Origin of the sequence: Streptomyces sp. S3(2020) (assembly GCF_013044505.1) — a bacterium.
Lineage (GTDB): Bacteria > Actinomycetota > Actinomycetes > Streptomycetales > Streptomycetaceae > Streptomyces.
On sequence record NZ_JABERD010000236.1, the window covers coordinates 1 to 13,930 of the forward strand.

General features: G+C 73.0%; 14 protein-coding genes. 7 read left to right on the top strand and 7 right to left on the bottom strand.

Translation table 11 applies throughout. The annotated features are described in order from the left end of the window. Nucleotides 1–954, bottom strand: a 954-nt coding sequence (locus HLK59_RS52165; RefSeq protein ID WP_171146942.1) for a caspase family protein, incomplete at its 3' end; no start/stop codon positions are given. 4 nt (nt 955–958) lie between these two features. Next, nucleotides 959–1,306 carry a hypothetical protein gene (locus HLK59_RS42065; protein WP_171146943.1) on the bottom strand — a complete coding sequence of 116 codons (348 nt, stop codon included), beginning with the start codon at nt 1,304–1,306 and terminating at the stop codon, nt 959–961. 199 nt (nt 1,307–1,505) lie between these two features. Between HLK59_RS42065 and HLK59_RS42070 the strand changes: the two genes are divergently transcribed. After that, nucleotides 1,506–3,467, top strand: coding sequence for an Ig-like domain repeat protein (locus tag HLK59_RS42070; protein ID WP_206328240.1), 1,962 nt, complete (start codon nt 1,506–1,508; stop codon nt 3,465–3,467). Here HLK59_RS42070 and HLK59_RS42075 read toward each other — a convergent pair. Next, on the bottom strand, nt 3,457–4,515 hold the full coding sequence (locus HLK59_RS42075) for a hypothetical protein (RefSeq protein ID WP_171146945.1): 1,059 nt from the start codon (nt 4,513–4,515) through the stop codon (nt 3,457–3,459). The genes HLK59_RS42070 and HLK59_RS42075 overlap by 11 nt on opposite strands. A 69-nt stretch (nt 4,516–4,584) precedes the next feature. Beyond that, nucleotides 4,585–5,742, bottom strand: a complete 1,158-nt coding sequence (locus HLK59_RS42080; protein WP_171146946.1) for a PP2C family protein-serine/threonine phosphatase — start codon at nt 5,740–5,742, stop codon at nt 4,585–4,587. A 104-nt stretch (nt 5,743–5,846) separates the two neighbouring features. On the opposite strand from HLK59_RS42080, the gene HLK59_RS42085 reads away from it, so the two are divergent. After that, nucleotides 5,847–6,281, top strand: a complete 435-nt coding sequence (locus tag HLK59_RS42085; RefSeq protein WP_171146947.1) for a hypothetical protein — start codon at nt 5,847–5,849, stop codon at nt 6,279–6,281. A 52-nt stretch (nt 6,282–6,333) separates the two neighbouring features. Here HLK59_RS42085 and HLK59_RS42090 read toward each other — a convergent pair whose 3' ends face one another. Beyond that, entirely contained in the window at nt 6,334–6,873 is a 540-nt protein-coding gene (locus HLK59_RS42090) for an SH3 domain-containing protein (protein ID WP_171146948.1), read from the bottom strand. Between the two features lie 121 nt (nt 6,874–6,994). On the opposite strand from HLK59_RS42090, the gene HLK59_RS42095 reads away from it, so the two are divergent. Then, entirely contained in the window at nt 6,995–7,525 is a 531-nt protein-coding gene (locus HLK59_RS42095; protein ID WP_171146949.1) for a hypothetical protein, read from the top strand. Here HLK59_RS42095 and HLK59_RS42100 read toward each other — a convergent pair. Beyond that, the gene (locus HLK59_RS42100) at nt 7,440–8,768 is read right to left on the bottom strand and encodes a PLP-dependent aminotransferase family protein (protein WP_171146953.1); all 1,329 of its coding nucleotides are present in this window, start codon (nt 8,766–8,768) and stop codon (nt 7,440–7,442) included. The two genes, HLK59_RS42095 and HLK59_RS42100, sit on opposite strands and share 86 nt — an antisense overlap. An 88-nt stretch (nt 8,769–8,856) precedes the next feature. Here HLK59_RS42100 and HLK59_RS42105 point away from each other — a divergent pair, with 88 nt between their 5' ends. The 3 genes from HLK59_RS42105 to HLK59_RS42115 are packed head-to-tail and all read left to right on the top strand — an operon-like array spanning nt 8,857 to nt 12,577. Next, complete coding sequence (locus HLK59_RS42105; RefSeq protein WP_171146950.1) at nt 8,857–9,603, top strand: alpha/beta hydrolase; 747 nt, start codon at nt 8,857–8,859, stop codon at nt 9,601–9,603. 10 nt (nt 9,604–9,613) lie between these two features. Next, the gene (locus HLK59_RS42110) at nt 9,614–10,588 is read left to right on the top strand and encodes an endonuclease/exonuclease/phosphatase family protein (RefSeq protein ID WP_346779939.1); all 975 of its coding nucleotides are present in this window, start codon (nt 9,614–9,616) and stop codon (nt 10,586–10,588) included. A 51-nt stretch (nt 10,589–10,639) separates the two neighbouring features. Then, nucleotides 10,640–12,577 carry an FUSC family protein gene (locus HLK59_RS42115; RefSeq protein ID WP_171146951.1) on the top strand — a complete coding sequence of 646 codons (1,938 nt, stop codon included), beginning with the start codon at nt 10,640–10,642 and terminating at the stop codon, nt 12,575–12,577. 104 nt (nt 12,578–12,681) lie between these two features. Here the strand turns inward: HLK59_RS42115 and HLK59_RS42120 are convergent, their stop codons facing one another. Further along, the gene (locus HLK59_RS42120) at nt 12,682–13,128 is read right to left on the bottom strand and encodes a DUF2690 domain-containing protein (RefSeq protein WP_171146952.1); all 447 of its coding nucleotides are present in this window, start codon (nt 13,126–13,128) and stop codon (nt 12,682–12,684) included. Nucleotides 13,129–13,472: 344 nt separating this feature from the next. On the opposite strand from HLK59_RS42120, the gene HLK59_RS50605 reads away from it, so the two are divergent. Beyond that, the coding region (locus HLK59_RS50605) for a helix-turn-helix transcriptional regulator (protein WP_346779940.1) at nt 13,473–13,930 on the top strand (458 nt) is incomplete at its 3' end.

The following is a 13,930-nucleotide window of genomic DNA, read 5'->3' on the forward strand; positions in this document are numbered from 1 at the left end:
TGTGGGGGGGTGTGGGGGGGGGGGGGGGGGCGGCGGGGCGGGGGGGGGGGGGGTGGCCCGGCGGGGGGCACGGGGGTTGGCGTGCGGTGCCTGGTGGCGTGGTGGCCGCGCGGGGAGGGGGGGGCGGCGGGGCGGGAGCGGGGCGGGTGGGCCGGGGGGGGCGGCGGGGCGGGGCGCGCCGACCGGTGGGCAGCGCAGAGCGGGCCCGGGCCGGACGCGGACGGCCGGAGCTCGGCGCCGGGGGTCCGGCTCGGATCTGCTCTGCGGTTCCCACGGGTCGCCGCGCACGGTCTCGTAGCCGCCGGCGGCCATCCGGGCCCGTAACGCGTCCGACAGCTCCCGGAACCCCAGCTCGCCGCCCTCGTCCAGGAGCCGCACGAGTTCGCCGGTGAACGGCGTCGGGGTGCCCGGACCGCCCGCGTCGACCCGGTGGTTGGCCTGCACGCTCATCAGCAGCAGCACCCGGCGTTTGCTCTCGAACCGCTCCCACAGCCAGGCCGCGTTGCCCGCGAAGCAGCAGTCGAGGATCACCACGACCCGCTCGGCCGGGCTGCCCGCGAGCACCGTCAGCACGGTGGTGAACATCTCCGCGCCCGGGAACACCGCGTGCCGCCCCGGGACCACGCGCGCGTTGTGCATCTGGAGGAACAGCTCGTCGCCCGCGCTGGGGATGGCCCCGTGCCCGGCGAAGTACAGCAGGAGCAGCCCCTCGGCCTCGCCCGCGGCGGTGTGCAGGGCCCTGTTGAACTCGTCCTGGGACGGGGAGCGGGAGACGGTGACGGCATGCTCGTCGAACACCTGGCCCCGCACCAGCGCGTCCCGCAGCCGGTTCACGTCGTGCTTGACGGCCGGCAGGTCGCCGGGCACCCCGTGCGGCGGCTCCGTGAACTCGTACTCGGAGACACCCACCAGCAGCGCGCGGTTGCCCCGGCCACGCGGATCGAAGCGGGCCATGGGCCTACCTGTCGTCGTGGAGGTCCACGATGTCGACGCGGCCCGTGGGCGGATCCCCGTTCTCCACGCCGCGGCGGACGTCCCGCCACTCCTCCACGGACCGTTTGACGTACTCCAGCAGCTCCTTGAAGAGCGCGGCCCCGGCGCCGCCCGCCATCGCCACGACGATGTCCATGCCGATGCCCATCGGGGCGCCGGACTCGTCGGTCCGCGGCCGCTCCAGGATCTGGAGCTCGCCGGCGCGTACCCGCTCGTCGAGCCGCTGCTCCCGCTCCAGCCACTTGCGCAGCGCGCCGATGTCGCTCTCGCTCGCGGTCCCGTCCAGCCGTATGCGTATGCCTTGGTCGGCCACTCCATCCCCCTCAGCCCTAACTCACCATCATGACAGCCCAGTTGTGCGCACGGGAGGGTTCGTACGGGACCCCTGTGCCGACGTTGTCAGTGCCATGACTTACTCTTCGCTCACTTGCCACACGCGCCCCACAGTTCCCACACATGGCTGTGCGCGTGGGCCTCCACTTTCGTACCGGGGGGTTCGAACCAAAGTGCGTATGCGCTCCCTCACGGCCGCCACCACACTGGCGGTCCTCTTCAGCTCGGCGGTCCTGACCGCCACACCGGCGTCCGCGGACGCCACCAGGTCCCTGCCGGTGAAGCAGACCGCGGACATCGTGGTGGACGGCGTCCACCAGCAGGTCTTCGTCAGCGACCCGAGCAACGGCAAGATCGTCGTCACCGACTACGCCGGGAACGTCACCCGCCAGCTGACGAACCTGCCGGGCGTCGTCGGTCTGGAGCTCTCCGCCGACTCCGGCACGCTCTACGCGGCCGTGCGGGACGCCGACGCCATCGTCGCGTTCGACACCGCGACCGACACCGAGTCCGCCCGCTACGCCGTGGGGGACAGCCCGCTGAGCGTCGCCCTGGCGGGCGGCAAGCTGTGGTTCGGCTACGGGCCGTCGGGCGACGGCAACATCGGCTCGGTCGACTTCTCCGGCGAGCAGCCCGTGGTCACCCTCGCCCAGGAGGGGGTCCTCTGGTACAACGGCCCGATGCTGGACGCCGCGCCCGGCTCGAACACCCTGATCGCGGGCGCGATCGGACAGAGCCCGGTGGGTCTGGCCTCGTACGACGTCTCGTCGGGCACACCGGTGCGCACCGCGTACAGCACGGACGCCGGCAGCAACCTCGGGGACCTCCAGGTCACCCCGGACGGCCAGGACGTGATCGTGGCCAGCGGCGCGCCCTACCACCACCAGGTGTTCAAGACGTCCGACCTGACGGCGGACGGCTCCTACGCCAGCGACGCCTACCCGAACTCCGTCGCCATCGCCCCGGACGGCGCGGTCGCGGCGGGCATCTCCGGGTGGTACCAGCCGGACGTCTACGTCTACAAGCCGGGCGGCACCACCTCCGTCCGGGAGTACGACTTCCCGAACACCGGCACGAGCAGCGCCGGCGACGAGCTGTCCGACTCGGGCCTGGCCTGGGCCCCGGACGGCTCCCGACTGTTCGCGGTGACCTCCAACAACGAGGGCGTCTACTCGTTGCGCGTCCTGGAGGCCCCCACCAAGGCGACCACCGCGATCACCGTGGACGCCCCGGCCTCCGCGACCCGCGCCAAGAAGCTCACCGTCAAGGGCACCGTCACCTCCAAGGTCGCCCTCCCGGCCGGCGCCCAACTGACCGTGACCCGCACCGACCTGGAGTCGCCGAACGGCAAGGCCCTCGCCGCGGTGACGGTCAAGGCCGACGGCACGTACTCCTTCACGGACACCCCGCCGTCCGGCGGCAAGGTCAAGTACACGGTGAAGTACGCGGGCGACGCCGAGCACGCGGCCCGCACCGCCTCCGACACCGTCGACGTCTCCCGCGCCAAGACGACCCTGACGCTGAACAACAACGGCAAGGTCTACTCGTACGGCAAGGACGTCAAGTTCACCGCGCACCTCGGTACGACGTACAAGAACCGCAAGGTGGAGATCTGGGCCGACCCCTTCGGCGGGGACAAGGCCAACAAGCTGGTGAAGTCCGGCACGGTCAACTCCAGCGGCAACCTGTCCGTCACCCTCGACCTGAAGCGGGACACCAAGGTCACGGCGAAGTTCCTGGGCGACGCCCGGTACGCGCCGAAGACGGCGTCGAGCACGGTCGGCGCCAAGGTGAAGGTGTCGACGGCCGTCAGCAAGCACTACAAGACGAAGTACACGTGGGGTCACACCTACTACTACTTCAAGAAGTCCAAGAACCCGGTGTTCACGACCACGATGACGGCGTACCCGGGCCGCGAGCAGCGCCTGGCGTTCGAGTTCTACTACGACGGCACGTGGTACGACCTCGGCTCGCAGTACTTCGCGCTGGGCTCCGCGGGCATCTCGAAGGTGGAGCTCACCGGTGAGCACGAGACGGGCTACCGGATGCGGGTGCGCTCCTCGTACATCAACTCCTCGTCGGGCGACACCGTGAACTCGACGACGCACGGCGCGTGGAAGTACTTCATCTTCACGAGCTGATCGTCTGGAGGCGGCCCAGCTGCCTCTGCACATGGTCCAGGGCGCCCTCGCGGCGCCCTGGCACCCGCGTCCGCAGGCCGGCCAGCGCGGGCCCCAGTTCCCGGGCCCGCGCCGGGTCGTCGATCCGCCCCCACTGGTGGTGGGCCCGGTCGGCGGCGGCCTCCACGGCGGGCGCGTCCGGGGCCTGCCCGGCGGCCAGCCGCGTGGTGGCCACGGCCAGCCAGGCCCGGCAGCTGCGCGCCGGGTCCCCGGCGAACATCGCCAGATCCGCCCGGACCTCGCTCCAGTGCAGCGCTTCCTCGGAGGCCGGCCCGTGCGCCCGTACGGCGCTCAGCTCGTGGTGCGCGGCCAGCGAGTCGGCGTCCCCGTGCCGCCGGGCCGCGACGGCGGCCGAGATCAGCACGTGCGGGTCGCCCGCGGTGGGCCCCTGCGCGGTCAGGACATGGCCCACGCTCTCCTGCGGGATCCGGCTCAGCGCCTGCTGGTGCAACTGCTCCAGCGGGGGCCGGTGTCCGCTGCGCAGGATCGTCGCCACGGCCTTCATGTACGCGGGCGTCGCGACCGTACGCCTGGACGGCGGCGGCGCGATCCGGCCGTGGACGGCGTTGTTGCGGCCGGTGTCCAGGGGGTTGTCCCGCAGCCACTGCCAGGTCTCCGCGTCGGCGTGCAGATCGAGGACGAAGGAGGTCGCGCCGGCCGGACGCAGCCGCAGCTCCTCCCGGAACCAGTGCCAGGGGAAGGCGGTGTAGCGGACCGTCGCGGGGGTGGTGCGGGCCAGCGCGAGGTGCGGCAGGTGCTGGCGGCGGTCCAACTGGAGCTGCCCGGTGAGGAACACGGTGAGCGGGCCGGGGGCCGCGGCGGCGGCCCGCAGCCGGGTGAGGACCGCCTGCGGCTCCAACGGGTCCGCCAGCTCGACCACGTTGGCCGTGTCCGTGCCGGACAGGACGGCGGGCGGTACGGCGGCGAGGACGGGGAGCACGGAGGCCGCGTCGACCAAACACCCCTTGCCCGCCGGTGCGGCGGCCAGCAGCAGCACGGTTCCGGGCATCGGTTCCTCCCCATCCCCCGTCGATCACGTACGGCAGCACCGTAACCGCTGCGGCTGCAAAGGTGGACCTCAGGACTGCGAACGTCCCTTTCCTGACGGACTGCCCACCGGCCGCCGTACCGCGAACACCGTGGTGTCGTCGGCCAGCCGTCCCCCGCAGTGCCGCAGGGTGCCGTCGCGGACGAGGGCGACCAGACGGTGCGGTCCGGCGACGCGCGGATCGGCCGCGACCGCTTCGGTGACCTCGGCGGCGAGCGGGTAGAAGCGGCCGCCGGAGTCACGGGCCTCGGTCACGCCGTCCGTCGTGAGCAGCAGCGTCTCGCCCGGGGCCAGGGGCACCCGGATGACCGGCGGCGGTCCGTCGGCGGCGAGTTCGCCGAGGCCGAGCGGGAGCCCCTCGCCGGGCGGCAGATGCCGTACGCCGCCGGGGCCGACGACCAGCGGGGGATCGTGGCCGAAGACGATCACGTCCACCGTGCCGGGGGTGTCGTCGGGGAAGCCGAGCAGTACGGCGGTGGCGAACCGGTCGGCGTCCGTGCGGCCGAGCGCCTCGATGTGGCCGCGGTGCCGCGCGATCCGTACCTCCAGGCGTTCGGCGACCGTCGTGAGCTCCGCCTCGTGGTACCCCGCCTCACGGAACGTGCCGAGCAGGGCGGCCGCCGCCTCCACCGCGCCGAGCCCCTTGCCCTGCACATCGCCGACGAGGACCCGCGTGCCGTGCGGGCCGGGCTGGATGTCGTAGAAGTCGCCGCCGACCCTGGCCTCGACGTCGGAGGCGAGATAGACCGCCGCGTGCTCCAGGCCGCCCCAGTCCGGGGGCAGCGGGCGCAGCACGGTGCGCCGGGTGGTGTCGGCGATGTCCCGCATGTGCAGCATCTGACGCTCGCGGCCGACCCGGACCAGGCAGGCCAGGACGGCGAGGACGCCGCCGATGCCGACGAGGACGAAGTCGGTCAGTGCGCTCTGGTACCGGTTCGGGTACGAGGCGTCGGCGAGGAGGTAGTCCAGCACCGCGAGCACCGCGAAGACCGCCGTGCCCCACACCCCGCAGATGGCGGCGGCGATACCGGGCACCAGGACGACCCAGGTGATCATCCGGAGCTCACCGGCCGTGTTGAAGTCGATCACCGTGATCCCGACGAGCAGCACCAGCGGCGGCACCCAGGCGACACTGCGGCCACGGACCCGGAGCAGCTCCTGCCGCCGCAGGACGGCGCCGCGCTTCATGCCGTTCAGCGAAACACGGGGTGCCCGGGGGCGCACTCCGACTTGCCAGGCCCCTCTCCCAGGTGTGCTCTGGAAGGCGGGGGTGAGGAGAGAGGAGTCCTCTCATGGCTCATGCGGCACCCGCGTCCGGCGGTATGACCCGCGGTTCACCCGATGTCTTCGGCCCACAGGTCCACACGGCGGCGCGCTACGGCATCCCCGTCGTCCTCGGCCTGGTCTACGGCTACTGGGCCGCGGCCAACCGGCGCGGCGGCGGCGAGATCACCGGCTGGAACATCCTGTTCGGCTTCGTGACCGCGCTCGCGTTCATCGTGCTGTGCGTCGCGGTGGCGACGTTCGCGCCGCTGCTCAAGCGCGAGCTGCACTCGCTGGTGAAGTCAGGCTTCGCGGGCGCCGCGGTCGGCTTCCTGTACAGCCAGACCGGCGAGAGCGTGCTGCGCTCCGCGGTCCTGGGGCTGGTGGTCACGGCGGGTGTCTTCGTCGTGTTCTTCTACCGCTACTACACGCACGAGGACGGGGAGGGGAACCGGCTCCCCTAGGACGGGCAAAGGGCCCGGCGGTCCGAGCCGCCGGGCCCTTCGTCTCCCTCTCTCACCCACCGCCCGGGAAAATGTCCCAGGCGTCCGCCGAGGACCCGGTGACGCTCCAGCTCCACGAGCCGGAGACCGTCCAGGATCCGGATCCCGACGCGCTCCACGAGTCGTTCTCGTACGGGTCGTCCCAGTTGGTCCAGGACCCGTCCTTCCATTCGGGACACGGATCGGAGCAGCTCGGCACCGAGCGGCCGCCGGTGTCGACGAAGGCGGCGCTGGCCCAGCCCTGGGCGCCGACGAGCCAGTACCAGTACGGGTTGCCGTTGACTCTCTGCCCCTGCACCTTGCAGTCCACGCGGTCCTCGCTCCACGGCGAGAGCTGCGTGACGACGGGCGAGTGCGTGGTGGGCGCGGCTCTCACATTGAGGTCGACGCCGGAGACGATGGTGCCCCAGATCGGACCGCCGGATCCGCCGCCACCGTGTCCGTCGGCGTAGGTCGGCGGGGCGGCGGCCGAGGTACCCGCCGCCGTGACGGCCAGGGTGCCACCGGCGAGCAGAGCCGCGGCCAGGGTCCGCAGGGCAGGAGTGGTGCGCATGGATTCGGCCTCCTTCTCCCCAGATCCAGGAAACACCCGTTCGGGTGAACCCTCCACCGGAGAGCGGAACGACCGGCTCCGCCAGGTCGCGGGCCTCCGCCCCAGGCCCTTGCCTGGAACCGTGCACCCAAGCCTCCGCAACGCCCTGTCGGCCGCCTTGATCGCCCTGGCCTGTCTGCTCGTGCCGTTCGGGGTGCTCGCGGCCTGGGCGACGTACGGAAGGAATGTCGAGCTCCCCCGGCTCAGGCATCAACTCGCCGATCCCTACGTGCCGTTCGAGGTCGCCGGGTTCTGGCTCCCCGTCACCGCGCTGGTCCTCGCCGCCGTCGGTATCGCGGTCGCCGCCTGCCGTCGCCGCGCGGTCACGGCGACCTCGCTGGGCACGGCGCTGGGCGGCGCGTTCCTGGGCCTCGCGGTGGCGCTGGGCCGCCATCTGACCCTCGCCGACCTGCACGAGACCCGCCGCCCGGCGGCCGGCGCCATCTACGACGCCCTCACCGTCACCCTGCGCGCGGTCTCCTGGCTGCTGGTCGCCCTCGGTCTCACCGCGGCCTGCGGCACCTGGCTCATGGCCGCTCACGCACGACGCCGGCGAGCGTCCGCAGCGCCCGTCGCAGATCCCGCGGTGCGGCCGACGCGAGCCCGAGCCTGACCGCGTCCGGCGTCCGCTTCGGGTCGACGGCGAAGGCGGGCCCCGGCGTCACGGCGATCCCGAGCGCGGCGGCGGCGGCCGTGAAGGTGTCGGCGCGCCAGGGCGCGGGCAGCTCCCACCAGGCGTAATAGACCTGCGGATGGGCCCGTACGACGAACCCGTCGAGCTCCTGGGCGACGAGCCGCTGGCGTGCCGCCGCGTCCGCCCGCTTGGCCTCCACCAGCCGCTGGACGACCCCCGCCCCGACGACCCGCACGGCCGCCTCCAGCGCGAACCGCCCCGCGCTCCATCCGCCGGAGCGGATCGCGGCGGCGACGGTGTGGCGGCGGTCCCGGGGCGCGACGACGAAGCCGACGGTGAGCCCCGGCGCGACCCGCTTGGACAGGCCGTCGACGACATGGGTCAGACCGGGCGCGTGCGCGGCGAGGGGGTCGGGGGCGTGCGGGTGCAGGAAGGACCAGACGCGGTCCTCGACGACGGGCAGGTTCAGGTCGGCCACGGTGAGCGCGATCTCGCGGCGCCGGTCCCAACTCATCGTCAGGGACGTCGGGTTGTGCAGCGTCGGCTGGAGGTAGAGCGCGGACAGCGGGGCGGTGCGATGGGCGGCGGCGATGGCCTGCGGCAGTGGGCCGTCCTCGTCCACTGCCAGCGGGACCAGGGTGATGCCCAGCCGGGCGGCGATCTCCTTGACCAGGGGATACGTCAGCGACTCCACACCCACCCGGCCGCCCGGCCGGACCAGGGAGGCGAGGGTGGCGGCGATGGCCTGGCGGACGTTGCCGGTGAACAGCAGCCGGTCCGGGTCGGGGTGCCAGCCAGGGGACGCCAGGAGCGCGGCCGCCGCCTCGCGCGCCGCCGCGGTGCCGGTGGCGGCGGCCGGGAGGAGCGCCTCGGCGAGGACGTCGGGGCGCAGGAGGGGTTCGAGGACGGGGGCGAGGAGCTCCGACTGGCCGGGCGCGGTGGGGTAGTTGAGTTCCATGTTCACGGGCGCCCGCGTCGCCTGCTCGGTCAGCGCCCGCCCGGCGGGACCGGCCGGGGCGGCCCGTACGAAGGTGCCGCGTCCGACCTCCCCCACCACCAGTCCCCGCCGTACGAGTTCGCCGTACACCCGCCCCGCCGTCGACCCGGCGATCCCGCGCCGCCGTGCGAACTGCCGTTGTGGCGGCAGCCGTTCACCGGGCTTGAGTCGTCCGGCGGCGATGTCGTCGGCGAGCCGGTCGGCGATGCGCCGGTAGTCGTCCACAAGTCCCCCTACGAGCGTCGGCACACGATTGCACCGAGGGCAAAGATCTTATTGCACCGAGCAGTTGGGGCGACCTAGGGTCGACGTCATGGCGACAGTCCCTCTGGTCCTGGTCCACGGCCACCCCTTCGACCACACGATGTGGAACCCGCAGCGCACGGCCTTCTCCGGCGGACGCCGGGTGATCACCCCCGACCTGCGCGGCTACGGCACCGCTCCGCGCGGCCCCGAGGTCACCCACTTCGAGCAGTTCGCCCAGGACGTCCGGGAGCTGCTGGACGAGCTGGACGTGCGGGCATGCGTGCTGGCCGGCCTCTCCATGGGCGGCCAGATCGTCATGGACTGCTACCGGCAGTTCCCCGAACGCGTCCGGGGGCTGGTCCTCGCCGACACCTTCCCGGCGGCGGAGACACCCGAGGGCGTCCAGGTCCGGCACGCCATGGCGGACCGCCTGCTGCGGGAGGGCATGCGGGGGTACGCCGACGAGGTGCTGGAGAAGATGGTCGCCCCGTACGCGACCGCCGAGGTGAAGGCCCACGTCCACCGCATGATGACGGCCACCTCGCCGCGGGGCGCCGCCGCGGCCCTGCGCGCCCGCGCGGCCCGTCCCGACTACCGCGACCTGCTCACCCGGGTCACGGTCCCCGCCCTGGTCGTCGTGGGCACGGACGACGAGTACACGCCCGTCGCCGACGCCGAGGCCATGCACGCGGCGCTGCCCTCCTCGGAACTGCGGGTGATCGAGGGCGCCGCCCATATGCCGAATCTGGAGCGGCCTGAGGAGTTCAACGAGGCGTTGGGGGCGTTCCTGGCGAAGGTGGACGCGTCCTCCTAGGCTCGGCGCGGTGAGCAGCCCCGCGCAACGACCCGCACGACGAGAACGACGCAGGGCCGGCATCCGGATCGCCGCCGTGCTGTTCGCCGGCGTCAGTGTCGTCATGGGCTGCCGGCTCGCCGACACCGACGGGATCACACCCGTCCCCCAGTTCCTCGCCTTCCTGCCCTGGCTGGTAGCGCCCACCGCGGTCGGGCTCGCCCTCGTCCTGCTCGCCCGCTGGTGGCCCGGCGTGGTGTGGAGCGTCGTCCTGCTCGGGCTGCTGGCCTGGTTCATCGAGCCGTACGGGAAGAGCGGTGAGCCCGTCGGGCCCGCGGTCGCCTCCTTCCGGGTGCTGACCTCCAACGTGGAGTTCGGGCAGGCCACCGGGGCGCTGACCGACGCCGTGCGGCGGGAGCGGCCGGACCTGGTGTTCGTGCAGGAGTGCGAGTACACCTGCGACGCCGAGCTGAAACGGACCCTCGGCGGCACCTATCCGCACCGGCGGGCCGTCGAGGGCGGCGGCTCCGCGGGGTCGGTGATCCTGAGCCGGTTCCCGCTGAAGGCCGCCGATCCGATCCCCGGCACGATGGGGATGCCGGGGGCCGTCGCCGAGGTGCGCGGACACGCGGTTCGGCTCCAGCTCGCGCATCCCATGCCGCCGCTGCCCGGCCAGGTGGACGTGTGGAAACGCGAGCTGGGCAGGCTGCGGGACTTCGCGGCGGACACCTCCGGGCCGGTCCTGCTGGCGGGCGACTTCAACGCCTCCCAGGACCACGCCGCCTTCCGCCGCATCCTGGACACCGGGCTGCGCGACGCCGCCCGCCTCGCCGGTGACGACCGCACACCGAGCTGGCCGGCCCGGACCGCGCCGACACTGGGCGCCCAGATCGACCACGTCCTGCTGTCCGCGGACTTCTCCGCACAGACCGCCCGCTTCCTGGACCTGGCCGACACCGACCACCGGGCGCTGCTGGTGACGATCACCCTTCATGTACGGCCATGACGTGCGGGGATGTGGGGATACGGGGATGCGCGGATGACGTGTAATAGGCGCATGTCCCGAGAGTTCCCCATCGGCCTCACGCCGCCCGACTGGCTGGTCCGGAACCTCCAGCCCCAACAGGCGCCCGTCAACCGGGCGGCCGTGGCCCGCGCCGCGATCGCCATGGCCCTGCCGCTGGCCGTCGGACTGGCGGTCGACGAAGCGGCCTACGGCGCCCTCGCCTCCATGGGCGCCCTGTCCGGCGTCATCGGCGACACCGCCGACGCGTACCGCATGCGGATCCTCAACATCGCGATCCCTCAGCTGTTCGGCGCGGTGGGGGTGACGCTGGGTTCGCTGGTGTACGGCCAGGGCTGGCTGGCGGTGGCGGTGGTGACCGGCATCGCGCTGGTCTCCGGGATGATCTCGACGATCGGCGCGGTGGCGTCGGTCTCCGGCCTGCTCCTGCTGCTGAACTCGGTGGTGGGCGCGGGCCTGCCGATGCCGGGCGAATGGTGGCTGGCCCCGCTGCTGATGACCGGCGGCGGCCTGCTGGTCCTCGTCCTCGCCCTGCTGGCCTGGCCGCTGCGGTCCGGGGTGCCGGAACGGGCGGCGGTGGCGGTGTCCTACCGGACGGTGGCCGATCTGCTCACCGCGTGCGGCACCCCGGACTACGCCGAGGCCCGCCAGGCCGTCACACAGTCCCTGAACCAGTCGTACGACCTCATCCTCGCCCGTCGCGCCCGCCACCACGGCCGCAGCCCCGAACTCACCCGACTCCTCGCCCAGTTGAACGCGATCACCCCGGTCGTGGAGGCGGCCCCCGCGGCCCACCTGACGGGAAGGCCGCTGCCGCCGGAGGTCCCGGAGGCGGTACGCCACCTCGCCCAGGCCGTGGAGACGGGCTACACGGGCCCCATAGGGCTTCGGCTGCCGGTGGCCGTGAACGAGACGACCCGCGCCGTCGACCACGCCCTGCGCCACGCGGCCGAGGTCGTCGCGGCCCCCGACGTGGACCCCCGGGCCGTCGCCGACCGCCTGGGCCGCCCGGCCGCGTTGCGCGTCCGCGCCGCGCGGGCCACCCGCAACGTGGCCCTGTCGGCGGCCTCCTGGCGCTACGGCCTGCGTCTCGCGCTCTGCATCGGCGTGGCCCAGGTGCTGGTCTCGATCGTCCCGGTGCCCCGCTCGTACTGGGTGGCCCTGACCATCACCTTCGTCCTCAAGCCCGACTTCGGCTCGGTCTTCTCCCGGGCGCTGCTGCGGGCGCTGGGCACCGTGGCGGGCCTGGTGATCGCCGCCGCGGTCCTCTCCCAGGTGCCGCGGGGCTGGTGGGACGTGCCGGTGATGCTGGTCCTGGCCCCGCTGATCCCGGCGCTGACACCTCGCGGATACGGCTACCAGACGGCGGCGATCACTCCCGTGATCCTGCTGCTCTCGGACGTGCTGAACCACCAGGGCACCGGACTGCTCATGCCGCGCCTGGTGGACTCGCTGATGGGCTGCGGGATCGCCCTGGTCGCGGGCTACCTGCTGTGGCCGGAGAGCTGGCACACCCGGGTGGGCGACCGGCTCGCGGACGCGGTGTCGGACACCGCGCGCTATGTGGAGTCCGCCTTCGGCACGGAGCCGGTGGACCCCCCGGCCCGCGCCCGTATGCGCCGCGGCCTCTACCGCGACCTGTCGGTCATCCGCACGGAGTTCCAGCGGGCGCTGACCGAACCGCCGCCGACGGGCCGCCGGGCGGCGGCATGGTGGCCGCTGGTCGTCGCCGTGGAACGGATCGTCGACGCGACGACGGCCGCGAGAGTACGCACCAAACACGGGGCCCCACTGCCCTCCGACGCCGAGGTGACGCAAGTAGTGCTCCAGCTACGAGAGTTGGCGGAGGGTGTACGAGAGGCCGAAACCCTCTACACCGTCCGCACCGACCTCACCGGCCCGGCGGGCAGCGTCCTGGAACCGCTGCGCCAGGAGGTGGCGGCGGCCCGGGCCATCGCGTCACCGCGCTGAGCCGGCCGGCGGAGCGGCCCGAGTGAACGGAGAAGCATGCCACTCGGGCCGAGGTCCGCGAGGAGGCGGCGCGCATCAGGAAGCGGGACGCCTCAGCGGGCGTCTCAGTAGGACGCGGTGCGGTCCTCGTAGGTGCGGGCGCCGCTGTCCCACATTCCCTTGGCGTACGACGTGACATTGGCGTCGTTGACCATGCGGGTGTAGCAGCTCGTCCCGTCGGTGGACACGGAGCAGGAGTACTCCCGCCCGTCGCTGTTGCGGTGGACGGTGGCGTACGGGGTGAACTGGTCCCGTGTGTCGTAGCCCGCGTTGGAGATCCGGCCCCAGGCGGCCCGACAGCTGGGGCTGTAGCGGAGTTCGAGCAGCGCCTGCCCGAGCCGCACGCTCTCCTCGGTCCGCGCGTCGCCCTGGCAGTAGACAGAGGGGTCCTTGCCGTCGCAGGCCGACCCCGAGCACGCGCTGGCCGCGTGGGCCGGGGTCGCCGCGAGCAGACCGCCGCCCGCCAGCAGGATCGCGGCGGCGGTGCGCGCCCAGGTCGTGCGATTTCTCATCTGTGCTCCCAATGTCGCGTGGTCGAGTTCGTCGGCGTCACGCTGAAGGGCCCCCGCCGCAACAGACAAGCGGAACGGGCCCACTTGGGACGCTGACACCCTGACATGCCCCCTGAGCTGTGTGTTCATCGAGCCGCTGGGAGGCGGGTGGGAGACGGGCGGAGCACGCGCCGGCCCCCGGAACGACCAACTCCCGTCTCCGCTCGGCAACTTCTGGCACATTGGACCGCCGGGATCGTGACCACATCCCGAGCCGACGGAACATCGGGCCGTCGGCATCCGCCGACACGCGCCTGCATACAGCCGGGCCGGGCCAGCGCGCGCGAACACCAGGGGAGTTCATCGTGAACCCGTACGAAGAGGCCGAGCGGTTCGCCGCTCAGCTACGCGCGCTGAGAAAGAGATCCGGGCTCAGCTACGACGCTCTCGCCCAGAAGGCCGGCATCAGCCGTTCCAGCCTGCACCGTTACTGCGCGGGCACGTCGGTCCCGCAGGACTACGGCGCCGTGCACCGCACCGCCACCGCCTGCGGTGCCACCTCCGCCGAACTGCGCGAACTGCACCGGCTGTGGGCTCTCGCCGACACCGAGCGCGAGAGACGGGTGCCGCAGGAGGGGATCGCGCACGGCGATGTCGTGGCCGAGCAGCACGAGGCCGGGCGAAGACCCTCGCAGGACTCCGCCGAACCGGAACCGGCCGCCCCCACCGAGGAGGCCACCGCCACCGACGAGGCCCCCGCCACCGTCGAGGCCACCGCACAGGAACCCGCCACCGCGCCCGGGGATCCCCTCCCCCAGGAACC